Origin of the sequence: Mesorhizobium sp. L-8-3, assembly GCF_016756615.1 — a bacterium.
Taxonomy (GTDB): Bacteria; Pseudomonadota; Alphaproteobacteria; order Rhizobiales; family Rhizobiaceae.
Map to the genome: position 1 here is coordinate 4,701,364 of NZ_AP023262.1, position 23,002 is coordinate 4,724,365.

The following is a 23,002-nucleotide window of genomic DNA, read 5'->3' on the forward strand; positions in this document are numbered from 1 at the left end:
GCGCGTGGCCACGCTTGCCGTCCTTGGCGAACGTCGTCCTCACGCCGCACATGGCCGGCGGTTCCCGCAGGGGCGTCCTGGACGAAATGACCGCCATCTTCGCCAACATCGGCGACGCCCTCGCCGGGCATGCCCCACGCCATGCGAGGGTCGCGTGATGGGTGGATTGGCAGGTCTTCTCGATGCTCGTTGCGAAATCGACGTCGCCGATATCGATTTCACCCAGCTCGTGCGACCGGGCGACACCGTCATGTGGTCGCAAGGAATTGCCGAACCGACGTCGTTGATACGCAGGCTCATGGCGCAGCGCCACGAGATCGGGCCCTTCAACGTCTTCCTGGGCGGGAGTTATTCGGCCACCGTCCTTCCAGTGCATACCGATTTCGTGACCGTCTATGGCATGGGCGCCGTCGGCTCGAATCGTGCGCTTTGCCGGGCAGAAAAGTTGCACGTCATTCCCTGCCATCTGTCGCAGTTGCCGGCGCTGCTGGATTCCGGCGCGATCCGCGTCGATGTGGTGTTGATGCAGGTCAGCCGGCCTGACCATGACGGTTTGCACAGCTACGGCGCGGCGAACAGCTACGCCCAGCACGCGCTTGCGCGGGCGCGTATGCGTATCGCAGCGATCAACGACTGGGCACCCAGAACCGCCTCGACGCGCCGTCCGGATCTTTCCGACTACGACATTGTCGTTCGAGATCAAGAGCCTCTGGTCGAACTGCCCTCTTCAACGCCCGACGAAACTGACAGCGCGGTCGCTGCGAACATTGCCCGTTTCATCGCCGATGGGGCAATCCTACAGGTCGGCATCGGCACGGTCCCCAACGCCTTGCTTGCCGCTCTCGGCGACCGCCGCAGGCTGGGTCTGCACAGTGGTGTGGTGGGCGATGCGATCGTTCCGCTGATCGAAAGCGGCGTGCTCGACAACTCGACCAAGATCCTTGATCGCGGCCGCACCGTCACAAATGCGCTGGCAGGGACACGAAGGCTTAGTGACTTTGCCGACGGCAACCCCGATCTGCTGGTCGAGCCCGTAGACCGGACACACGATCATTCGGTGCTGGCGGGTCTGAAGGGCTTCGTTTCGGTCAATTCCGCTGTTGAAGTCGATCTTACCGGTCAGGTCGGATCGGAGGTGGCCGGGCGTCACTATCTCGGCACCATTGGCGGCCAGCTCGACTTTGTTCGGGGGGCGCTGGCCGCCGAAGGCGGACGTTCCATCATGGGTTTGCCGGCCCGCACGGCCAAGGGCACAAGCCGCATCGTTGCCCGCATCGAGTCGGCGGTGGTGACGGTGCCGCGGTCGGATGCGGATATCATTGCCACCGAATTCGGCATCGCCGAACTGCGGGGCAAGTCGATCGAACAACGCGTCAAGGCGATGATCTCGATCGCTCACCCCGATGATCGTGACGCCCTGATGGAAGCTGCGCGCAAGCAGGTCGCCGGTATCGCAAGGTGACGGTCAGGCCGGTTTGCCCGGAGTTTCGTGCACAAAATCCATCACATGCTGATAGCGATCGGGCCGGCAAAGAAGGTCGACATGCAGAAACGGCCGGCCGTCGCTGTCAAAGTAGGTGCGCTGGAGATGGAGCACCGCCGAACCGGCCTTGACGCCGAGTTGCCGCGCTGCCTGGTCGTCTGCCGAACTGGCGGAGGCGATCTGGCGCACGCGCGCCGGCCGCACCTTCGCGTACTGTTCGATCAGGTTGACCAATGGTTTGACACCGAGTTCTGATTCAGGGACTCGCCTGGCGGCCTCGTTCAGCGCGAAAATATTCACGAATGCGTAAGGTAGGTCGTTGAGCATCAGGATGCGCAGCACATGAAAGATGCGGGAGCCCGGCTCAAGCCCGAAGAGCGCAGCTGCCTGCGGAAAATTCTCAATCGCCTCCTCGCGGATACTCAGCGTCAGATATTGGTCGGGCGTGAACTCGCCGATCAGGTTGCTCAGGCTGCCTGCTGCCCAGATGCCGCCCTTGGCGCGTTCCGTGACTTTGGTGCCGGAGCCGGCGCGGCGCTCGATGATGCCGTCGTTGACGAGATGCTGCAGAGCCGTACGGATCGTGTGGCGGCTGACGCCGAACTCTTCCATAAGCGACAGTTCGCGCGGCAGCTCAGCGCCATGGTAGACGTCGGCGGCGATCCGCTGCCGAAGCTCGTCTGCGATCTCGCGATGAATCGGCCTGCGTTTGGCCGTGGTGGTTGCCGCCATGCCTTTCCCCCTTTTGACCAAATGTACATACAAAGGTTCGGTGAAGAGAACAAGCGCCCGAGGCAGGGAGATGACGGCACCACCGGCGGTGGTATGCAGCGGGTCAGACGGTGTCGAGGCTGGCGGGAATGTAGATGTAGCTGCTGCCAGCCCTGGCAAGGTGGCCGATGCCCGGGAAAGGAAAGTGATAGCTGAGAAAGCCGAGCCGGTCGGTGGCGATGATGTCGTACAGGCGTTTGCGTGTCGCGACCATCATCGCCGGATCCGCGTCCGCCACGAAGTTGACTTCGGGGTGACGTGTGAAAACCGCCTGGTGATGGCCAAGGTCGGCCGTGTTCAGCAATGTCCTGCCGGCAGATTCGATAGCAAAGATCATGTGTCCCAGGGTGTGCCCGGGGGCAGCGATCGCGCGAATGCCGGGTATGACTTCTTCGCCATTGCCGATCATGACGATGCGGTCGGCGACGGCCGTTATCTGGCGCTTCAACTCCGGTGCAAATGGGTCATTTGGGTTTGGCTCGCCGACGATTATCTCATGGTCGATTTCGGAAATGTAGACCTGCGCCTTCTCGAAAACCGGTTTGCCGGCGGCATTCACCAATCCCAGAAGGTGATCCGGATGGCCGTGGGTCAAGATGATGTCGGTGACGCTCGCCGGGTCGATCGCGGCGCTGTCCAAATTGGCGCGCAGATGGCCGGCGGTCGGGCCGATCAGGGGCGATCCGCCGGTGCCGGTGTCGAACATCACCCGTCGCCCGCCGATGTCGACGATCATGATGTTTTGCGCCAGCGACGTATCTGTCTCCGACAGGAAGTTGTCACGAAGCGATTTTTCCAGGTCGCCGTCCTTCAGTCCGAGGAACCACTTTTTCGGATCGCCAATGGCGATGCGCCCGTCGCTGACGACGGTGACGGACGCATCGCCGAGCCTGAAACGTGTCCAGGGTTGGAGATCGGAATGCGACGTGATCTGCAACGTGACCTCGCTGGCTTCTGACATTTTTTCTCCGTTCGTTCCTGCTGTTGCTTGGTCGCCGGCCAGCGCCACCCCAGCGCGGTTCATGGTCGCCGTCAAACCGGCGGCGTATATCGCACCGGCCCCGAGAAAATCCCGTCGCGTACCAGTCCTGCCCTTCCACACCATCGTTTCCTCCGAGATGATGCTGTATCAAAATATTCGGACATTTAGTCTCGTTTTTTTTGGCCTGCCATGGAGCAGTCGCCCGGTCAGATGCGCCCGGTCAAATGCGAATGACGATCTTGCCGAAATGACCACGCTTGCCGAAGGTGGCGAACGCGTCGGGTGCCTGACCGAAGTCAAAGACGCGGTCGATCACCGGGCTAAGGCCATGCACTTCGATTGCTCGGTTCATCGCCTCGAATTCTGTGCGGCTGCCGACGCTGATCCTGCGGTAGGTAGCGATGGCACGCATCAAGGTTGCAGGGTCGATGGGCGGCGCGCCAACCGGCCTGCCGACGAGATTGATCTGGGCATTGACCGCTGCTGCGGTGATCGACTGTTCCAGGGTGTCCGCCTCGCCGATCTCGACAATGTGGTCGGCTCCGATCCCGCCGGTTTCCACCCGGACAGCCTGTCCCCATGTCGGCATATCGCGGTAGTTGATGACGATGTCGGCGCCGAGCGCCTTCAATCGGGCGGCCTTATCGGCGCTCGAGGTTGTGGCCACCACCCGCGCCCCGGCGAGCTTGGCGAACTGTAGGGCGAATAACGATACGCCGCCGCTGCCTTGGACCAGGACCGTCTCTCCCGGAAGGAGAGGGCGCGCGCCGGTGAAGAGCTGCCAGGCGGTCAGAGCAGCGCAAGGCAAGGTGGATACTTCTTCATAGGTGAGCCCTGCCGGAGCCTTGACCAAGGCTTCCTCCGGGAAGACGACGTATTCGGAAAGCATCCCGTCGATGGTAGCTCCAGGCTGGACCTTTCGAGCGTCCGCCGGCAGCGGACCCGCGATCCAGTGGGGCAGGAATGTGCTGGCGACGCGATCGCCCACTGCAAGGCGGGTGACGTCTTCTCCGAGTTCCACCACTTCGCCGGCACCATCGGAGAGCGGCACCAGCCCGGCGGTCTTCGCCGGGAAGTGTCCGTGCAGGATCTTGAGATCGAGATAGTTGAGCGATGCCGCCCGCATCCTGACCAATACATCATGCCGGCCGGGGCAAGGGCGTTCCGCCTCTTCCAACGTTAGTCCCTCGATGCTGCCCGAACCGTCCAGCCTATAGCGCTTCATCTGTTCCTCCGCTGATCGACGATATGTACGAACATTGTGGTTGGCGGGCAAGCATCAATTCTTCCACCCATTCCGAAAAAGCCGCTTGCGTCTGAAGGACTCATGCTATATGTCCGGACATTATGGATCAAGCAAAGGCGCTCAGGCTGGGAGGGACGCATGGACTGCGGTGAATATTCGGACATCCTGTACGACGTGAAGAACCGGACCGCGACCATCACTTTCAACCGGCCGCATCGATTGAACGCCTTCACGCGCAACACCTACTACGAGGTAACCGACGCGATCCGCCGCGCCGGATGGGACCGCGACATCAACGCCATCGTGCTGACAGGTGCAGGCGATCGTGCTTTCGCCATCGGCGGCGACAAGCAGGAAAAGAAGGCCGACCGCGTCGACAGCGGCATCGGCATTCTCGGTAATGGGGTCGAGGAGTTGCAGACGATAATCCGCGATGTGCCGAAGCCGGTTATCGCGAAGGTGCGCGGCTATGCCGTTGGCTCCGGCAACGTTCTCGTCACGCTGTGCGATCTCGCAATCGCCAGCGAGAGCGCCAGTTTCGGGCAGGTCGGTCCCAAGGTGGGGTCGGTGGACGCTGGATTTGGCACCGCCTATCTCGCCCGCACCATCGGTGAGAAGCGCGCCCGAGAGTTTTGGTACCTGTGCAGGCGCTATTCGGCCCGCGAAGCCTTCGAGATGGGGCTGATCAACGCCGTGGTGCCGGATGCCGACCTCGACGCCGAGGTGGAGCGTTGGTGCGACGAAATCAACGAGAAGAGCCCAACGGCCATTGCCATCGCCAAGCGCTCATTCAACGCCGACAGCGAGAACATTCGCGGCATCGGTCACTTGGCCTTCTCGGCTCTGGCCCTCTACTTCGGCACGGAGGAGGCCAAGGAAGGCGGCGCGGCGCTACGCGAAAAGCGCCAGCCCGACTTCCACAGCAAGAAGTACCGCGGCCACTAGCCGCCCGTTCCCAGACGCTTTGGAGAATGAGGATGTCCAGTCGAACCGCAGGCTCGCGCTTGCTCGAAGGCCTTGTCGTTGTCGAGATCGGAACGCGTCTTGCCGCGACCGCATGCGGCTCCCTGATGGCCGATCTTGGCGCCGAGGTGGTGCTGGTCGAAGATAAGGCGGGGCCGCGGCCGGAGCGGGCACTGGCGGCGGCCGGCAAGCGCAGTCTGTTCGTGGACAGCCGGGACGCGGGAGACCGCGTGGTTTTGTTTAGGCTGGTCGATGCGGCGGATGTGGTTCTGCTCTCGTCCGACGCGAACGCGCTTGATTCTGAAATCTGGAGCCGAGCACGTCCGGAGCGCCAGATTCTCTGCGACCTGACGGCCTATGGCCACAGCGGGCCGCTCGCTGGCACCGCGCATTCGGAGGCGCTGGTGCAGGCCATGGCGGCCATTGCGGACACCACCGGCCGTCCCGACGGGCTGCCGACCTTCACCGGAGCGCCGTTCATCGACATGGAGACGGCCGTCTACGGACTTGCCGCGATTATGGCTGCAACGCTGGTGCGACTGCGGACCGGGATCGGCCAGCGGATCGACATGGCGCTCTACGACGTTGGCGTGAACGCACTGCTGACCTTCATTCCCCTCGTGCTTGTCGACCGCCACGCGACACGCGCCGGGAACCGCCACCCCGCTCTCGCAACCTGGAACGCGTTCAGGGCACTGGACGGTTGGGTTCTCATCTGCGGACCCACGAATGTGCAGTGGCGCAAGCTTTGCACGGTGATGGACCGGCCCGCGCTCGTCGATGCGCCTGCGTTCCGAACCCCGTCGGCGCGGGTTGATAATGTGGATCTGCTTGACGCGCATGTCGGTGCCTGGGTCGCAGGACTGACGGCCGCACGCTGCATCGAGCTTGTCTCGGAACAAGGCATCCCCTGCGGCCCGATCCTGCCGCTGGAAGCCATCGCTAAGGAGCCCAATCTCGTTCATCGCGGGATGGTGCTCGAAGCGTCGGACCCCCTGACGGGGCTCAAGCTGCGGATCCCCGGCAATCCGATCCGCGCGACTGGAGCGGACGTGCCGGTCGCCAAGCCGGTTCCGATGCCCGATGCCGACCGTTCGTGGTGCCTTGAGCGCGCCGGCACGGATACCGGAGCTGTCAAGCGCGTCACGGGGGACGTTCGCCTTTCCGGCCGCCCGCTCGAAGGAGTGCGCATCATCGAAATCGGCATGAATACGGTGGCACCCCTGGCCTGCCGTCAGCTTGGGGCGCTGGGAGCCGACGTCATCAAGGTCGAGCCGCCAACGGGCGACACCAACCGTATCAACGCGCCGCTGCGCGCCGATGGCGAGGCCTATGTCTACGCCTTGAGCAACAGCGACAAGCGCGGCATCGTGCTGGACCTGAAGCAGCCCAGCGATCGCGAAACACTCTGGACCTTGCTCGGAACCGCCGATGTGGTGATGGAGAACCTCAAGCCTGGTTCGCTTCACAAGCTGGGCTTCGGCGCGCAAGAGGTGCAGCAGCGATACCCCTCCATCGTTTATTGTTCCGTCAATGGCTTCGGCTATGACAGCGTCTACCCTGGCAGGCCTGCGTTGGATACGGTTATTCAGGGCATGTCGGGCGCCATGGCGGCGACACAAGTCGACGGCGTGCCAATGAAGGCTGGCATCTCTATCTCGGATCAGCTCGGCGGCCAGTTCGGCCTGGCTGGTACGCTGGCCGCGCTCTTCGCCCGAGAAACGGGCGGCAAGGCTGTCCACCTCGACATCGCCATGCAGGACTGTTCAGCCTGGGCGACGCAGGCGTGCTGGAATGGGCAAGCCGGCGCGCCGCCGGTGATAGTGGCAGCATCCGACCGGCTTGTCGCGATCGAAGGCGACGTGTCGCTTGTGCCGTCCGCCTCGACGCTGTCGGCCGCCGAACTCGTCGAGAAGGCCCGCGGCCTGGGGCGCGCAGCCGCGCCCATCCTTTCCGTAAAGGATGTGATGGAAAATCCGCAGACGGCCGCACGCGGCCTGCTCAAGACCGTGCCGACGGCGGACAACGACGAATGGCTGGTGCTCGGATCGCCGCTCAAGCTGTTGTCGACGCCCGCGGAAGTGCGCTCAGCCATGCCTCGGCTTGGTTTTGTCCACGTCGAACTGGCGCACGAACTCGGTCTGCCTGCGTCAAAGACACCCTTGACGCTGAGGGCCTGACCGCCATGCCCGATTACACACGCCTCGATCGTTTGTCGGGAGAAGCCTGTCTCGTCGGTATAGGCGAAACGGATTATCGCGCAGATTATCACTTCAAGCCGGCTTCGGACTCGCCCGATTCCTATGCGCTGGCCGCACGCGCCTTTGCGCGGGCGCTGGTCGACAGCGGTCTAAGCAAGGATGACATCGACGGCTTGGTGGTCGGGCCAACGCTTGCCATGGAGCGTACGGGTGAAGTCCTGGGGCTGGACACCCGCTTCACGGCGCAGGCCGATGCGGTGAACGCCATCATCCAGGCGACACTCGCCATCAACGTCGGCCTCGCCGAATGTGTTGCCCTCGTCTACGGCAACAATCAGCGCTCGGCGTCGACACAATATGGCGGACCCAACGCCATGGGAGGCGAGCGTTTCCAGGCCTATGTCTATTATGCCCCGTGGGGGTTGACCTCGCAGGGCGCGCTCTACGCCATGATGGCGAACCGCTACATGGCCGAGACCGGGTTTCGTCCGGCCGATCTCGGCACCATAGCAATAGCAGAGCGCGATTTTGCTCGGCTCAACGACAACGCCATCCTGACCGAACCTCTCGGCATCGGCGACTATCTTTCCGGCAAGATCATCTGCGAGCCGCTGCGGCGCCCGGACTATTGCCTCGTCAACGACGGTGGAGTGGCGCTGATTGTCACCAGCAGGGAACGGGCGAAACGACTGGCCGTGCCGCTCGTTTCCGTTGTTGGCATCGGCGCCAGCGACCTTCACCGCGACGCCGCCAGCCTGCGCCCCCGCTTGCTTGACTTCTATCACAGCGGCCATGCGCAGACCGCTGCGCAGGTCTATCGCATGGCTGGCATCGGTCCTCGCGACATCGACGTGCTGCAGGTCTACGACAGCTTCAGTATCCATGTCCCGGTCGCACTGGAAGGTTTCGGTTTTTGTCCAATCGGGGAAGCGGCCCGCTTCATCGCTGAAACCGGCATCGGACCGGGCGGCGGCCTGCCCACCAATACTTCGGGCGGCATGCTTTGTGAAAGCTACATGCAGGGCTGGAACCATCAGGCGGAGGCCGTGCGCCAGTTGCGAGGCGCGGCAGGTCGACGTCAAGTCGAAGGTGCCAGGCACGCGCAGTACGTCTCCGACGTGGCCGGCAAGACCGCGTCCATCATCTATCGCGCGGAGGCATCGCGATGAGCGTGAAACGGCCGCAGCCTCGGATCGGGCAGTATGACCGGCCATATTGGCAGTTTGCAGCGAATGATGAACTGCGCGTGCAGGCCTGCAGCCGCTGCGGTTGTCTGCGCTATCCTCCGGGGCCAGCTTGCCCGCAATGTCTTGCGGAGGAGACCGAGTGGCGGCTGCTCTCGGGCCGCGGACGGGTGGTGACGTGGACGACGTTCCACCGGGCTTACTTCCCCGACATCCCCGTCCCGTACACCGTCGTCAGCGTCGAGACCGTGGAAGGACCGCTGCTGATCGGCAACCTGGTTGACGGCGAGGGCGTGGAACCCGCTGTCGGCCTACCGGTGAGGGCCGTTTTCGAGGACGTTCTTCTTGGTTCGGAACAGGGGCGCTTGTGCCAATGGACTCCGATCCAGAAATCTACACCTGACACGTAATGGAGGATCATGTGAACCAGCATGCAATCTCGACCGGTCTGCAGGCGATCGCACGCGGCCGCAACTTCGACGTGACCGGACGCGTGGTCATCATAACCGGTGCCGGCCAGGGTATCGGACGCGAATATGCGCTCCAATTCGCCGCAGCGGGCGCCGTTCCTATCATAGCGGAACTCAACGAGACGAAGGCGAAGGCCGTGCAAGCGGAAATCGAGGGGCAGGGCGGCAAGGCGCTCGCCATCGCTACGGATATCTCCGACGTAAAGTCGGTCGAGATCATGGTCGAGGCCGTTCTCAGGGCGTTTGGTCGCATAGACGTCCTCGTCAACAATGCTGGCATCTTTTCCGGGCTGAAGATGCGGCCTTTCGACCAGATTCCACTGGAGGAGTGGGATACGGTGCTGAAGGTCAACATCACCGGTTGCTTCCTTGCTTCCCGCGCGGTGCTGCCGGCAATGCGCACCGCGAAATGGGGGCGCATCATCAACATCACGTCGGGCTCGGTGCCCCTTGGCATCAAGAACTACCTGCACTACGTGACCTCCAAGTCGGCGCTGATCGGCATGACGAATGCGATGGCCCGGGAACTTGGGGCTGACGGCATTACGGTCAATGCGGTGCAACCGGGCGGCACCTTCACGGAGATCCCACGCGAGACTGTCACCGAAGAAGGCAAAGCGCGGCTGATTGCCAGCCAGTGCATTCCGCGTGAAGAAGTGCCGATGGATCTCGTCGGTCTCGTCATGTTCCTGTCGACACAGGCGGCGGAGTTCATCACCGGACAGACCGTCGCCGTCGATGGCGGTCTGACCCATTGGTGAGCACGAGGCCTTGGACCTTTTGCACCTTCCCCGGTTCAAGGTCGCGGTACCCGAATCCGTTCTCGGCGACCTGAGGCGGCGGCTCGAGGCAACACGCTGGCCCAATCAGGCCAATGCTCGGCCATGGGCCTATGGCGCGGATCTGGGCTATATGCAGGCCGTCCAGCGCCATTGGCTCGAGCGCCACGATTGGCGCACATGGGAGCGGCGCATCAACGCCTATGCCGGCTACCAGGTGTCGGTCGAATGCAAACTGATTCATTTTATCGTCGAACCGGGTTCCGGAGAAAACCCGCTGCCGCTGCTCCTGCTCCATGGGTGGCCAGGGTCGATGCTGGAATTCCTCGGTGTGATCGACCAGTTGGCGCATCCGGAGCGCTTTGGCGGCAGGGAGGAAGATGCCTTCACCGTAATCGTGCCGAGCTTGCCAGGCTTCGGCTTTTCGGAAGGGTTCGACATCCCCGTTCCGCCACGCGAGATCGCGCGGCGCATTGCATTGCTGATGACCGAAGTGCTGTGCATGGACCGCTATGTGCTTCAGGGCGGCGACTGGGGCGCGATAATCGGCTCCTGGATTGCGCTCGACTTCCCAGAGCGATTGGTTGCACTCCACCACAACAGCCAAGGTCTCGGCGGCGGCCATTCCACGCCGCCCGACCATGGTTTGGACACGTTGACGAGCGAGGAACTCGACTGGTTGGCGCGCAATGACGCCTACAAGCGCGGCAACTTCGGCTATTGGGACGTTCAAGGGAACGAGCCGCAAACACTCGCCTACGGCCTTACCGACTCCCCAATCGGACTCGCGGCCTGGATCCTTCAGCGTTTCCAAGCCTGGACGCAGTGTGGATCGGACAAGCCTCCGCCCTTCGATCTGGATCACCTGATCGCCAACGTGATGATGTATTGGCTCGCTGGCATCAATGTGCCGAACTGGCTCTACGTCAGCCTGGTGGACGGCACCGCCAGACGCGTTGAAGCCGGCCGATGGATCGAGGTGCCGTCAGGCTTCCTGTTCGGGCCATCGGACAATGTAATCGCGCCGCCCCGGCGCTGGCTTGAGCGCGTCTTCAGAGACATTCGAAGGTATGGAGTAGCTCCCCGCGGCGGCCACTTTCTCGCATTCGAGCAGCCCGATATTTTTGTGACGGAGATGCGGCGCTTTTTCGCCATTCATCAGGGTGACCTCGATCCTTCCGGATTGTCTTGAGCCAACCCTCCGAGCCGGGGCTCTCCACCTAAGATTACCGTTCGTCCCTGTTCGTCGAGCGAGACGATAACGACATTATGGCTGTGGAACCCATCCGGGCGCCAACGGTCAGACCGACATTCACGAAAAAGTTGACCACCTCCGCAGAATCTCCACGGGCGGCGCGACCTTCATCGCACCGGGAGGATTCAGCCAGATCGCTCTCCTTTGCGTGTTGCCGCGCACGTATCTGCTGGGGGAACCTCGCTTCCCCGAGCCTCACGCCGTCAAAGAACCGTCTGGCGTATACGATGCGGTTCGGCGCCAGCGGCAGGTCGCCTGGCCGGATGGAGCCTGCGCAGAATCGCCTGCGCGAGACACGTGCGCTGGTTGCGGATAGTAATTGCAATCGCGGCAACAAACGATTCGAGGATATGTTTTGGCGAGCGAGACCATGTCCCCAAAACCGCGTGCACCGCGCGGTGTACAGTCCATCGAGACGGGCGGCGCGATCCTGATGGCACTGGCGCGAGCCGGTGGACCTCTGAAGCTGCGCGACCTCGCCGAAACACTCGGCATGGCGGCCGCACAGCTCCATCCCTATCTGGTCAGCTTCCGCAACATCAACATGGTGGAGCAAACGGAGACCGGGCAATATCAGCTTGGCCCGTTTGCGCTGCATCTTGGCCTCACGCGCCTGCGCAATCAGAACGCCTATCGCGAAACCATCCGCCGCCTGCCCGAACTCGTCGAAGAACTCAGACTGATGGTGACGATCAGCGTCTGGGGTCTGCACGGGCCGACTATCGTCTACTTGCAGGAATCGGAGGCCCGCATCCACTCCAACGTGGCCGTAGGCGGAACCTTCATGGTGACAATGACGGCGACGGGCAAGGCCTTCGCCGCCTTCCTGCCGGGAAAGATAACGGATCCTCTCGTGCGCGCAGAACTGGAAGGAGGGGAGCCTTCTCTCTACGCCATCCCCAATGTGAGCGAGGAGACCTTTCGAAGCGAAGTGGCAACGGTCGCCAGGCAGGGCTATTCGATCACCAGGGATGCTCCGATCCCCGGCGTCAGCGCGGTGGCCGCGCCCGTCTTCGACCACACTGGAACGGTCCAGCTCGTGGTAACGGTGATTGGACCCACCAATTTCATAGACTTGTCGGAGGAAGGCCCCTGCGTGACACGGCTGATGGAATTCACCGCGGGCCTGTCACGCGATCTCGGCCATCTCGAAGACGCCTGAGATAGCGCGACAGTATGTCAAGCGACACGACCAGCCCAGCCGTGGCGACGGCAACCCCGAGAAGCTGAGCACCGTTCGGCCATTGGCCGGTGATGGGAATGGCAAGCAGCACGGCAAGCGGCGGCACCAGCGCCGGAAAAAGAGCGGCCAATCCCGACCCTATCAGCGAAATGGTGGCCGCAAAGGCAACGATTGCCAGACAGCCGCCCAGGACGCCCTGATAGAACGCTTGCTCGACCCACAGTGGCAAGGGCAGATCGGCCGGCTCGAACAGCAGGAGATAGAAGGGCAGGAAGGAGATCGCTGTCACCAGCGAGACGGCTCCCGTGGTTTCCACGGCCGGCAGGCGCCAACGGCCGAGCAAATAGGTAAACGCTCCCCACAATGTGCCCGATCCGACGAAGCAAAGATCGCCGAGAATCACATTTGCGCCTGCCGCTGGGGATGCCGGCCGGTCGGCGGCGATCGCAATGAGACCGAGGATCAGGACGGCGATGCCCGCCTTGCGATGCGGCGGCAGCCGCGTCCCGTCGAGCAGAACCGGCAGGAAATTTGCCACGAGCATAGTCACTCCCGGCGAGATAACCACCGCATGCGCCAGAGGCGCCAGACCATAGCCAGTGTTGAAGATGAAGGCAAAGGGAGGGCCGATCGCAATGCTGAGCAGGATCACGCGCCTGAGCGTCAGTCCGGTCGGGGCTCTGCCCTTGCGGAGCATGAGAAGCGGCGTCAGCATCGCCGCAGCCACCGCATAGCGCAGCATGGCCAGATCGGCGCTGGTGAAACCTTCGGCCCGGCCGATATCCACGCCAATGTTGTAGATCGCCCACATCAGTGCCGCCGACAGCCCGATGAGAACGCCCCTGACGAGGCGCCCCCTCGGGAGCGCCGTGTCGGCGACTATGGTCGACTCGCTCACGAGTTGGCGCCGGACATGTGGCGCGCGGCGATGTAGCCGAATGTGATCGCCGGTCCGAGCGTGATGCCGCCACCGGGATAATTGCCGCCCATGATGGATGCCGCGTCGTTGCCGGCCGCATAGAGCCCCCGAATTGGCTTGCCGGCTTCATCCAGCACGCGGGCATATTCATCGCATTTGAGGCCGGCAAAGGTACCGAGGTCGCCAACCACGAGCCTGACGGCATAGAACGGCCCGTCCTCCACCGGCGCAACACAAGGGTTCGGCTTATGTTCCGGATCTCCGAGCGACCGGTTATACGCCGTCGACCCCTTGTGGAATTCGGGATCCTCCCCATTTCGCGCATGCGCGTTGAAGCGCGCCACCGTTTGCTCGAGCTCGGCTGCATCAGCGCCGATCTTGCCGGCAAGCTCAACCAGTGTCGTGCCCTCCATCAGATAGCCGGAGCGGATATGCTGGCGGAAAGGGACAGGGGCCGGCTTGACGTAGCCGAGCCCGTATTTGCGCATTGTCTTGTGGTCGGCGACGAAGAAGGCGCAGATCTCCTGGCCTTCTTCGCGGCAGGTCCTGACCATGGCCTGACAGAAATCATGGTAGGAATTCGCCTCGTTGACGAAGCGCTTGCCCGAGCGGGTCACGGCTATGACGCCGGGCTTGGAGCGGTCGACGAAATGCGGGAAGACACCGAGCGTGCCGTCGCTGCGCGGAGGACGTGACACGGGAACCCACGCCGCGGAGTTCGGCAGCGTTTCATCGACATGCGCGCCGGCCGCTTCGCCCAGTCGCAGTCCGTCGCCGGTGTTTCCGGGCGGGGCCGGCGACACATGCTCATAGCCGGCGGGCGCATGCGGAAAGAGTGCCTTGCGGCGGACGGGGTCCTGTGGAAAGCCGCCTGCGGCCAGCACCACGCCCTTCCTGGCTGAGACTTCGACGACGCCTTCCTTCGTATCGACGATAGCGCCCGTGACCTGCCCGCTCTTGTCGCGCAGGAGCTCACGCACCGCCGCGCTGGTCCAGATCGGCACATTCTTGTCGAAGCAGGACTTGGCGAGGCGGGCCACCAGCGCATTGCCGTTCATCAGTCGCATCGGCCGACCATGAAGGGCCATGTCGCGCAGAAACTTCAGGAAAAGCTTGCCGACATAGAAGGCGGAGACGGGCGATCGGGTGACGTTGAAGAAATGCAAGAGCTCCTTGCCGGAACCGATCATCATCCCAAGGAAAGTGATTTCGGAAAGCGGCGGACGCAGACGACGAATCTCATCTCTCAATTCGCGCCCGTCGAAGGGGCGGGCAACGATGGAGCGGCCGCCCGGCATGCCGCCCGGCGCGTCGGGATGGTAATCGGCAAAGGTCGGGCCGAGATCGAATTTCAGCGCTGTGCTTTCCTCGAAGAACTCGACCGCCTTCGGGCCGGCTTCGAGGAATGCGTCGACGCGCGCGGCATCGAATTGGTCGCCGGTCTCGTGTTGCAGGTAGACACGGGCCTTCTCCGGGCTGTCCTCGACGCCGGCGCGTTTTGCCGGGCCATTGCAGGGGATCCACATCCAGCCGCCGGAACGCGCCGTGGTGCCGCCGAATACGGGTTCCTTCTCGACGACCAGAACGTCGAGGTTGCGGTGGGCGGCCGACACTGCGCTCGAGAGTCCGCCGGCACCGGAGCCAACCACCAAAACGTCGCAAACGTGCTTTTTCATCGCGGATGATCCCAAGGTCTCGAGAAGAAATCAGGCGGCGAGATAGCCGCCATCGACCGGCAGGATGGCGCCGGTCACATAGCTCGACATGTTCGAGGCGAGGAAGAGGACTGGGCCGACCAGCTCTTCCGGCCGGCCGGTCCGGCCGAGCGGCGTGTGGGCCATGAAGCGGCCGATAGCCGCCTCGTTCCCGCGCGTCGCCTCTGTCATCGGCGTGTCGATGACGCCGGGCGCGATCGCGTTGACGCGGATACCCCGCGGCGCGAGATCATGCGCCAGCGCCTTGGTGAATTGCGCCACCGCACCCTTGCTCGCCACATAGGCCGGAATGCCCGGCCCGGCGACCTGCGACATGATGGAAGCCAGATTAATAATGCGTCCCCGCGTCTTTTCGAGTTGCGGAACGAAGGCCTGCACCATGTTCTTCGTGCCATCGACATTGACCCGGAAGGTCGCTTCCCAGTGATCGTCGAAATCCGGATCGTCGAGCCCGTGGCGACGGATGATGCCCGCATTGTTGACGAGGATGGCAGTCTCGCCCAAGTCCTGACGGACCCTGGTCGCGAAATTGCGGCAGGCGGTCCGATCGGACACGTCGACCTTCAGGGCAAGCGCCTCGCCGCCCTCTCTGTGAATAATCGCCGCCGATTCTTCGACCGTCTCGCCATTCGCGTCGCACAGCGCCAGGCGAACGCCCGCCTGTGCCAGGCCGAGTGCGATGGCGCGGCCATTGCCTTGCCCCGCGCCGGTCACGACGGCGACGGATCCTGCGATCCCGAACATCCTCCACCTCCAGAATTAGGCTATTGCTAATCTGTTTGATTATAATTAATGTTCGAGATGAGCAAGCCGGGCGGGAGCGATTTCTGTCCCGTTTGCAGGAGCTGGCACTACCACGGTGCCGGGAGGATGACTTGCGCCCGCTACGGGTGCCATCAGGGGAGGACCTCATGAAGAATCGGCTTGTCGCCGCGGCCCTTGCGGCGACCATGCTTTCCACAAGCGCTCCGGCCATTGCCGAGAGCTTCGATCTGCAAAGCGTCTTCGGCCTGCAGGTGCCGTCCATCGGGCCGAGCCCCGTCAAATGGGCCGAGCGCGTTAAACTGATGGCCGGCGGCAAGGTGGAGATCAAAGTTCACGGCGCCGGCGATTTCGTGCCGCCCTTCGAAGTGTTTGGCGCAGTATCTTCAGGCGCCATCCCGATGGGTTTCGACTGGATCGGCTACTGGGCCGAGACCATCCCGGTCGCCAACCTGATCGGGTCCATGCCCTTCGGTCCGAGCCCCGACGTGGCTCTTGCCTGGATGTTCGAAGGCGGCGGCCTGGAGATCATCCAAAAGGCCTATGACCCGCACGGGGTGAAGGTCATTCCTTGCCATCTGGTGGTGCCCGAGGCGGGCGGCTGGTTCAGCAAGGAGATAAATTCCGTCGAGGATTTCAAGGGTCTCAACATGCGAATTGCCGGTCTCGGAGGCAAGACGCTGGCCGGGCTCGGCGCCAACACACAGCTCGTGCCGGCCGGCGAGATCTTCGTGTCTCTCGAAACCGGCCGCATCGACGCCACCGAATTCTCCGCCCCGCAGCTCGATCTCGGCTTCGGTTTCCAGAAGGTGGTGAAAAACTACTACTTCCCGGGCTGGCACCAGCCCTCGAGCTGGGACTCCATCATCATCAACATGGATGTGTGGAACAGCTTCGACGAGGGCACTCAGCAGATCATGGTCGAGGCGTGCAAGGCCAACATAGCCTACAATCTGGGCGACCAGCTCAATGCCCAGGCTGAGGCGATCGCCACCATCCGCGAAGCAGGCGTCAACGTCCGCCGTTTTCCCGACGAGGTCCTGATGGCGATCCGCGACGAGGCCCAACGCGTTTTGCAGGAAGAGGGCGAGAAGGACCCGATCTTCAAGGAAGCGCATGAATCGCTGACTGCCTATATGGACCGCGTCGGCGAGTGGGAGCGCCTGCAGGCCATCCCTCACAACTAGCCCCTTACCCCAGGAAGCGAGGGGTTTACGTCGCGCGTCCCGGCCGATAAGGCGCCGGACGCGCTCCGGCCTACCGGCGCCAGCGCGAAAGATCGTTCCCTGAAAGTGCGCTCATGACCCGTATCCTTCATCGGCTGCAAACCCTTTGCACCTTGCCAGGACAAGTCGTCGGCTGGCTGATCCTGCCGCTGATCTTGAGCGTCTGCCTGACGGTCCTGGCCGCACAGCTCGGTATCAATGTCCTTGCCGATTGGGGCGAGGCCGTACCGCTGTTTGGAAAGGCACTGACCGTCAACTCGCTTCTGGATCTGCAATGGCACATCTTCGCGCTGATCGTGCTCTTCGGTGGCGTCTACGCCCTGCGTGACAACAGCCATGTCTCGGTTGACGTATTCTCCTCCGCTCTATCCGAGCGGGCGCGGCTCGCGATCCGACTGTTCGGCGATCTCTTCTTCCTCCTGCCCTTCTGCGCGATCATCGCCTGGTACGGTTATGGTTTCGCTGAGAAGGCTTTGATATCCGGAGAAGCCTCGACCTATGGCGGCTTGATCGATCGGTGGGCGATCAAGGCCGCAATCCCGGCGGCATTCGCCTTGCTCGGACTTTATGCCCTCCTGCGCGTGATCGCGACGGCACTCGAACTCGCCGGTTTCTCCACGACAAGCGATGGCGCCACCCGATGACCGACGCCTATTTCTGGCCCATCGTGATGCTGGTCGGTCTGATGGCCGGCATCTTCACCGGCTACCCTGTCGCCTTCGTCCTGGCCGGCATCGGCCTGATCTTCGCCCTGCTGGCCGAAGTGCCGATGCTGTTCCTGTCCCTCGGCGTTTCGCGCATCTACTCGGGCATCCTGACCAACTGGCTGCTGATCGCCATACCGCTCTTCGTCTTCATGGGGCTGATGCTGGAACGGTCCGGTGTCGCGCAGCGGCTCCTGCGTTCGCTTGCCTCGGTATTTCGCGGATTGCCGGGCGGCTATGCCTTCGCCGTGGCCATCATCGGCGTCGTGATGGCCGCATCCACCGGCATCATCGGAGCCTCAGTGGTGCTGATGGGCATGATGGCGCTGCCCACCATGCTGAAGAACGGCTACGACGCCCGGATATCGACGGGGCTTATCGCTTCGAGCGGCACGCTCGGCATTCTCATTCCCCCGAGCGTGATGCTTATCGTGCTCGGCGATCAGATGCGGGTCTCGGTGGGCGACCTGTTCATGGGAGCTGTCGGTCCGGGATTGCTGCTGGGCGGGCTCTATCTCACATATCTGATCGTCATCGCGGTCTTCCAGCCGCATCGCATGCCGGTGGCGAAAGCGGAGAATGTTGGCGAGCCCTTGCTGCGCGTCGCGCTGGCGCTGACGCGTGATCTTCTGGCGCCCGTGGCATTGATCGCGGCCGTGCTCGGAACGATCGTCACGGGCATCGCAACGCCGACGGAATCGGCGGCGATCGGCGCGGCCGGAGCGACGCTCCTGGCGCTGATCTCGGGCAATCTCAGCTTGTCCTTCCTCGCCGAAGCCCTGCGCGACACCACCAAGACGACGGCTATGATCATCTTCGTGATGATCGGCGCCACCATCTTCAGCGTCATCTTCCGCAAGCTCGGCGGCGATCAGATGATTGTCGATGCCCTTGCCCTGCACGGCGACAATCCCCATGCGGTCCTGCTCACCATCATGCTTGTCGTGTTCGTTCTGGGCTTTTTCCTCGAATGGGTGGAAATCACCCTGGTCGTCGTGCCCATCGTCGCGCCAATTGTTGCCAAGCTCAATTTCGGCCTGACACCGGAGCACACGATGATCTGGTTCGCCATCGCACTGTCCGTCAACCTGCAGACGTCGTTCCTGACACCGCCCTTCGGTTACGCGCTCTTTTACCTGCGCGGCATTGCGCCGGACGGAGTATCGATCTCGACCATCTATCGCGGCATCATCCCCTTCGTGCTGCTGCAGCTTGCCGCTCTGGCAATGGTCGTTCTGTGGCCCGAGATCACGCTATGGCTGCCGAACTGGTTGGCGAAATGACCTGGACAGTCCCGATCGTCTGAGGCCGATCGGGAAAGGGTGGCCGCTTCTGACCCGACTGCTTCCTCAGGAATTGATCACTCAATTGCCGGAGAGAGTCAGGCGGTGGGAGTTTCCATCTTTTCGGGCTTCGATCTGACCCGTGCATATTGCAGGCCGGCAATCGCCGCCGTGGCCAAGAGCGCCAATCCGATCGGAATGAGTGTCGAAGGCTGTTCTGCTCTCCTCAGGACGGCCGTGACATTGTAGCCGACGTCGAGGCCAATGCGCTTGGCATATGAGCCGAAGGCGACATTTGTGATTGTGAGCGTCTCACCGGACGGGAGGATCGTCAGGCCTATCGAGCGAAGCCGCTCGAGCGGCTCGCCGGGCGTGCGAAGCGGAATATTCACCGTCTTGCGCACGTCCTCTCCCATCAAGTCGATACCTTCGACGACAAAGTTCAGCCGCGATCCTTCGGGTGCCTCGCCAACCATTGTCAGAAACTCGCTTGCAGGTCTTTCCTCATAAGGTGGCGCGAACTGATTGACCCACCAGTCGGGCCGGAACAGCGTGAAGGTGATGAGAAGCAGCACCGCGCTTTCCCACAGGCGGCTCCTGGTCACGAACCAGTTCATCGTCGCGGCGGAGAAAAGCAGGATTGCTGCAAGCGAGATCGTCGACGCCCATATGAGATGCCACCAGCCTTCGACGCCGATCAGAAGCATGGTCGGATTGAAGATGAAGACGAACGGCAGGATTGCGGTTCTGAGCGAGTAGAACGCGCCCTGGAAAGCCGTGGCAATCGGGTCTTCCTTGGAGATTGCTGCCGCCGCGAAGGCGGCGAGCCCGACCGGCGGCGTGATGTCGGCCATGATGCCGAAATAGAAGACGAAGAGGTGGACCGCGATCAAAGGGATGGCGAGACCGGACTGGGCGCCGAGATCGACCACCACCGGTGCCATCAATGTGGCAACGAGGATGTAGTTGGCAGTGGTCGGAATACCCATGCCGAGGATGAGACTGATCGCAGCTACCAGGACCAGCATCAGGATGACGTTGCCGCCCGAGATGAACTCGACCAGTTCGGTCATCATCAGGCCAAGTCCAGTGAGCGTAATGGTTCCAACCACGATGCCCGCGGTGGCTGTTGCGACACCAATGCCGATCATGTTGCGTGCGCCAAGCGACAGACCGTCGATGAGATCGGCAGCAGCAGCGCGGGACGCCGTGCCGAGATTCTCGTTGCGGAATATCGCCATCAGCGGTCGGCGAGTGGCGACGATGCCGAGGATCGATACCGTCGCCCAGAAGGCGGACAGACCGGGTGACAACTGCTCGACCATCAGGCACCACAGCAGCACGACGATGGGAATGAGGAAATCCAACCCGGTTCGCGTAACCTCCCAGGCGCGCGGAAGATGCAGGATCGGCGTGTCGGGATCATCGATCGCGAGGTCCGGATAGCGCGACGAGAACCAGATCGACGCGGCATAGAGCACAGCGCCCGCAATCGCCAGCAAAGCTGGTGCCGCGGAACCGAATGCCGCCTGGACGGCGAGGATGCCGTAATAGAGGATGCACAACGTGAGTATGGTGCCTGAGAGTCCAAGGCCCCAGCGCAGCATCCTCTCGCGGGCCGGGAACGGCTGCGAGGCGATCGGCTTCGAGTCGATTTTGATCGCTTCCAGATGCACGATGTAGAGCAGCGCGATATAGGAGAGTACCGCCGGCAGCAGCGCGTGCATCACGATTGCGGAATACGGTATGCCGACATACTCGACCATCAGGAAGGCCGCTGCACCCATGACCGGTGGCATGATCTGGCCGTTGATCGAGGCAGACGCCTCTATCGCGCCCGCTTTGACACCTGTCAGGCCGGTGCGCTTCATCAGCGGGATGGTGAAGATGCCGCCCGAGACTACATTGGAAACCGAGGAGCCGGAGACCACGCCGTTGAGTGCGGAGGATACGACGGCAACCTTTGCCGGGCCGCCTCGCATATGACCGAGCAGGGCAATGGAGATCTGCATCATCCAGTTGCCGGCTCCTGCCTTTTCCAGAAGCGTGCCAAACAGCACGAACAGGAAAACGAAGCTGGTCGAAACGCCAAGCGCGATACCAAACACACCCTCGGTGGTCAGCCATTGATGATTGAGGAACTTCACCAGCGATGCGCCGCGATGCTGGATGACTTCCGGCATATAGCGGCCGGCGAAGGTGTAGAAGATGAACACGCAGGCGACGACGACCATCGGCAGGCCAAGCGAGCGGCGCGTCGCCTCCAGCAGCAGCAGAATGCCAACTGTGCCGGTGACGAGATCAAGCATCGTCGGCTGGCCGGGCCGGTTCGCCAGTTGATCGTAGAAGAGGAACAGGTAAGCGCCGGCAAAAGCGCCGGCGAGCGCGAGGATCCAGTCCAGGACCGGCACCTTGTCGCGGGAGGACGACTTCAGTGCCGGATAAGCAACAAAAGTGAGGAATAGCGCGAAGCCGAGGTGGATCGCACGAGCCTCGGTGTCGTTCAGGACGCCAAAGCCGAAAACGAAGGGGAGCGGCGAGGCATACCAGAGTTGGAACAGCGACCAGGCGACCGCGACCCACAGCAGGATCTGCCCGGTCACACCGGCGGCGTGCCGCCCTCCGGTATCCGCCTCGGCGACGAACTGTTCGACATCGATATCGGACGGTGCTTCCTTGACTTTGCTCACGACACCCTCCCGTTGCTCTTGCGATTTTCGCCGGCGGCTTCCTTTCGAACCCGCCGGCGGGTAGTGGCGCCGGCTTACTGAAGCCAGCCTTTCTCCTTGTAGTAGCGTTCGGCGCCCGGATGCAGCGGCGCCGACAGGCCGTCCTTGACCATCTTTGCCGGGTCGAGATTGGCGAACGCCGGGTGTAGCGACTTGAACTCGTCGAAGTTGTCGAAGACCGCCTTGACGAGTTGGTAAACGCTCTCCTCGGGGACATTGGCCGACGTGACCAGGGTGGCGAGCACGCCGAAAGTCTGGGTATCGTCCGGATTGGCGTTATAGAGGCCGCCCGGAATGGTCGCCCGCGCATAGTAGGGATTGTCGGCCACGAGCTTGTCGACGGCCTCGCCGGTTAGCGGGATGAGTTTCGCGCCGCAGGTTGTGGTCGGATCCTGTATGTTCGCCGACGGGTGGCCGACACCATAGAAGAAACCGTCGATCTTGCCGTCGCAAAGTGCCGGGCCGTGCTCGTCGGCTTTCAGCTCCGAGGCCAGAGAGAAATCCGCCAGCGTCCAGTTCATGGCGCCGAGCAGACGCTCCATCGAGGCGCGTGTGCCGGAACCGGGATTGCCGACGTTGAAACGCTTGCCCTTGAAGTCCTCGAACTTGGTTACGCCGGCATTGGGGTGGGCGAGCACCGTGAACGGCTCGGGGTGAACCGAGAAGACGGCACGCAAATCGGCATGGGCGCCGCCCTCCTTGAAGGATTCCTCGCCCTTGAAGGCGTTGTACTGCACATCCGACTGGGCCATGCCGAAGTCGAGTTCGCCTTCTTTGATCGTGTTGACATTGAATGCCGAACCGCCGGTCGATTCGACTGAGCAGCGGAGGCCATGGGTCTTGCGGTCCTTGTTCAGCAGCCGGCAGATCGCGCCGCCAGCAGCATAATAAACGCCGGTGACGCCGCCCGTGCCGATCGTGACGAATTGCTGCTGCGCCGACGCGGTGCTGACGGAAAACATTCCAAACAGCGCTGCCGCGACACCGAGTCCGATTGTTCTTTTCATGTGCTTGCTCCTGCTTGCTCCCAATTCGCACGGTTCATGCTGATTGCTCGACCGGCAGTCCGGGTCTTCCGTGCCAAACCCGTCATGCTAGAACTACTCCCTCAACGTGATGCCGCGAGCGTGGCATCGTTTGCCTCACC

General features: G+C 62.6%; 19 protein-coding genes. 11 read left to right on the forward strand and 8 right to left on the reverse strand.

What is annotated here, in order from left to right:
- Positions 1–166 precede the first annotated feature (166 nt).
- Positions 167–1,462 carry an acetyl-CoA hydrolase/transferase family protein gene (locus JN302_RS21765; RefSeq protein WP_202329049.1) on the forward strand — a complete coding sequence of 432 codons (1,296 nt, stop codon included), beginning with the start codon at positions 167–169 and terminating at the stop codon, positions 1,460–1,462.
- 3 nt (positions 1,463–1,465) lie between these two features.
- Here JN302_RS21765 and JN302_RS21770 read toward each other — a convergent pair whose 3' ends face one another.
- The 3 genes from JN302_RS21770 to JN302_RS21780 form a co-directional block, all read right to left on the reverse strand.
- On the reverse strand, positions 1,466–2,215 hold the full coding sequence (locus tag JN302_RS21770; RefSeq protein ID WP_202329051.1) for a GntR family transcriptional regulator: 750 nt from the start codon (positions 2,213–2,215) through the stop codon (positions 1,466–1,468).
- Between the two features lie 103 nt (positions 2,216–2,318).
- Positions 2,319–3,359 (reverse strand): MBL fold metallo-hydrolase, encoded by a 1,041-nt coding sequence (locus JN302_RS21775; RefSeq protein ID WP_202329053.1) that lies wholly within the window; start codon positions 3,357–3,359, stop codon positions 2,319–2,321.
- A gap of 97 nt (positions 3,360–3,456) precedes the next feature.
- Positions 3,457–4,512, reverse strand: a complete 1,056-nt coding sequence (locus tag JN302_RS21780) for a zinc-dependent alcohol dehydrogenase family protein (RefSeq protein ID WP_244741858.1) — start codon at positions 4,510–4,512, stop codon at positions 3,457–3,459.
- Positions 4,513–4,620: 108 nt separating this feature from the next.
- Between JN302_RS21780 and JN302_RS21785 the strand changes: the two genes are divergently transcribed.
- The 7 genes from JN302_RS21785 (at position 4,621) to JN302_RS21815 (ending at position 12,496) form a co-directional block, all read left to right on the forward strand.
- A complete protein-coding gene (locus tag JN302_RS21785; RefSeq protein WP_202304996.1) occupies positions 4,621–5,427 on the forward strand; it encodes an enoyl-CoA hydratase-related protein in 807 nt (268 codons plus the stop codon).
- 32 nt (positions 5,428–5,459) lie between these two features.
- Positions 5,460–7,625 carry a CaiB/BaiF CoA transferase family protein gene (locus tag JN302_RS21790; protein ID WP_202329055.1) on the forward strand — a complete coding sequence of 722 codons (2,166 nt, stop codon included), beginning with the start codon at positions 5,460–5,462 and terminating at the stop codon, positions 7,623–7,625.
- A gap of 5 nt (positions 7,626–7,630) precedes the next feature.
- Positions 7,631–8,815 (forward strand): thiolase family protein, encoded by a 1,185-nt coding sequence (locus tag JN302_RS21795; RefSeq protein ID WP_202329057.1) that lies wholly within the window; start codon positions 7,631–7,633, stop codon positions 8,813–8,815.
- A complete protein-coding gene (locus JN302_RS21800) occupies positions 8,812–9,240 on the forward strand; it encodes a Zn-ribbon domain-containing OB-fold protein (RefSeq protein WP_202305005.1) in 429 nt (142 codons plus the stop codon). Before JN302_RS21795 ends, JN302_RS21800 begins: the two co-directional genes overlap by 4 nt.
- Positions 9,241–9,251: 11 nt before the next feature.
- Positions 9,252–10,061 (forward strand): SDR family NAD(P)-dependent oxidoreductase, encoded by an 810-nt coding sequence (locus tag JN302_RS21805; RefSeq protein WP_244741862.1) that lies wholly within the window; start codon positions 9,252–9,254, stop codon positions 10,059–10,061.
- A 19-nt stretch (positions 10,062–10,080) separates the two neighbouring features.
- Positions 10,081–11,271, forward strand: coding sequence for an epoxide hydrolase family protein (locus JN302_RS21810; protein ID WP_244846689.1), 1,191 nt, complete (start codon positions 10,081–10,083; stop codon positions 11,269–11,271).
- Between the two features lie 433 nt (positions 11,272–11,704).
- Positions 11,705–12,496 carry an IclR family transcriptional regulator gene (locus JN302_RS21815; RefSeq protein WP_202305009.1) on the forward strand — a complete coding sequence of 264 codons (792 nt, stop codon included), beginning with the start codon at positions 11,705–11,707 and terminating at the stop codon, positions 12,494–12,496.
- Here JN302_RS21815 and JN302_RS21820 read toward each other — a convergent pair.
- From JN302_RS21820 to JN302_RS21830, 3 genes are read right to left on the reverse strand one after another with little or no spacing between them, the layout of a single operon-like run.
- Positions 12,450–13,415, reverse strand: a complete 966-nt coding sequence (locus tag JN302_RS21820) for a DMT family transporter (RefSeq protein ID WP_202305011.1) — start codon at positions 13,413–13,415, stop codon at positions 12,450–12,452. The genes JN302_RS21815 and JN302_RS21820 overlap by 47 nt on opposite strands.
- Positions 13,412–15,112, reverse strand: a complete 1,701-nt coding sequence (locus tag JN302_RS21825; RefSeq protein WP_202329061.1) for an FAD-dependent oxidoreductase — start codon at positions 15,110–15,112, stop codon at positions 13,412–13,414. The genes JN302_RS21820 and JN302_RS21825 overlap by 4 nt, the downstream gene beginning before the upstream one ends.
- A 30-nt stretch (positions 15,113–15,142) precedes the next feature.
- Positions 15,143–15,895, reverse strand: a complete 753-nt coding sequence (locus tag JN302_RS21830) for an SDR family NAD(P)-dependent oxidoreductase (protein ID WP_202329063.1) — start codon at positions 15,893–15,895, stop codon at positions 15,143–15,145.
- A gap of 167 nt (positions 15,896–16,062) precedes the next feature.
- On the opposite strand from JN302_RS21830, the gene JN302_RS21835 reads away from it, so the two are divergent.
- The 3 genes from JN302_RS21835 to JN302_RS21845 all read left to right on the forward strand — a co-directional run bounded on the left by JN302_RS21835 (position 16,063) and on the right by JN302_RS21845 (position 19,126).
- On the forward strand, positions 16,063–17,100 hold the full coding sequence (locus JN302_RS21835; protein ID WP_202329065.1) for a TRAP transporter substrate-binding protein: 1,038 nt from the start codon (positions 16,063–16,065) through the stop codon (positions 17,098–17,100).
- A 113-nt stretch (positions 17,101–17,213) separates the two neighbouring features.
- Positions 17,214–17,783, forward strand: a complete 570-nt coding sequence (locus JN302_RS21840) for a TRAP transporter small permease subunit (RefSeq protein WP_202305027.1) — start codon at positions 17,214–17,216, stop codon at positions 17,781–17,783.
- Positions 17,780–19,126 (forward strand): TRAP transporter large permease, encoded by a 1,347-nt coding sequence (locus tag JN302_RS21845; protein WP_202329066.1) that lies wholly within the window; start codon positions 17,780–17,782, stop codon positions 19,124–19,126. Before JN302_RS21840 ends, JN302_RS21845 begins: the two co-directional genes overlap by 4 nt.
- Positions 19,127–19,224: 98 nt before the next feature.
- On the opposite strand, the gene JN302_RS21850 is transcribed toward JN302_RS21845, so the two are convergent.
- Together JN302_RS21850 and JN302_RS21855 are read right to left on the reverse strand one after the other, a co-directional pair.
- Positions 19,225–21,729: a TRAP transporter permease gene (locus JN302_RS21850; RefSeq protein ID WP_202334400.1), complete on the reverse strand. Its 2,505-nt coding sequence runs from the start codon at positions 21,727–21,729 to the stop codon at positions 19,225–19,227.
- A gap of 161 nt (positions 21,730–21,890) precedes the next feature.
- A complete protein-coding gene (locus tag JN302_RS21855) occupies positions 21,891–22,862 on the reverse strand; it encodes a TAXI family TRAP transporter solute-binding subunit (protein WP_202329067.1) in 972 nt (323 codons plus the stop codon).
- Positions 22,863–23,002: the final 140 nt, after the last annotated feature.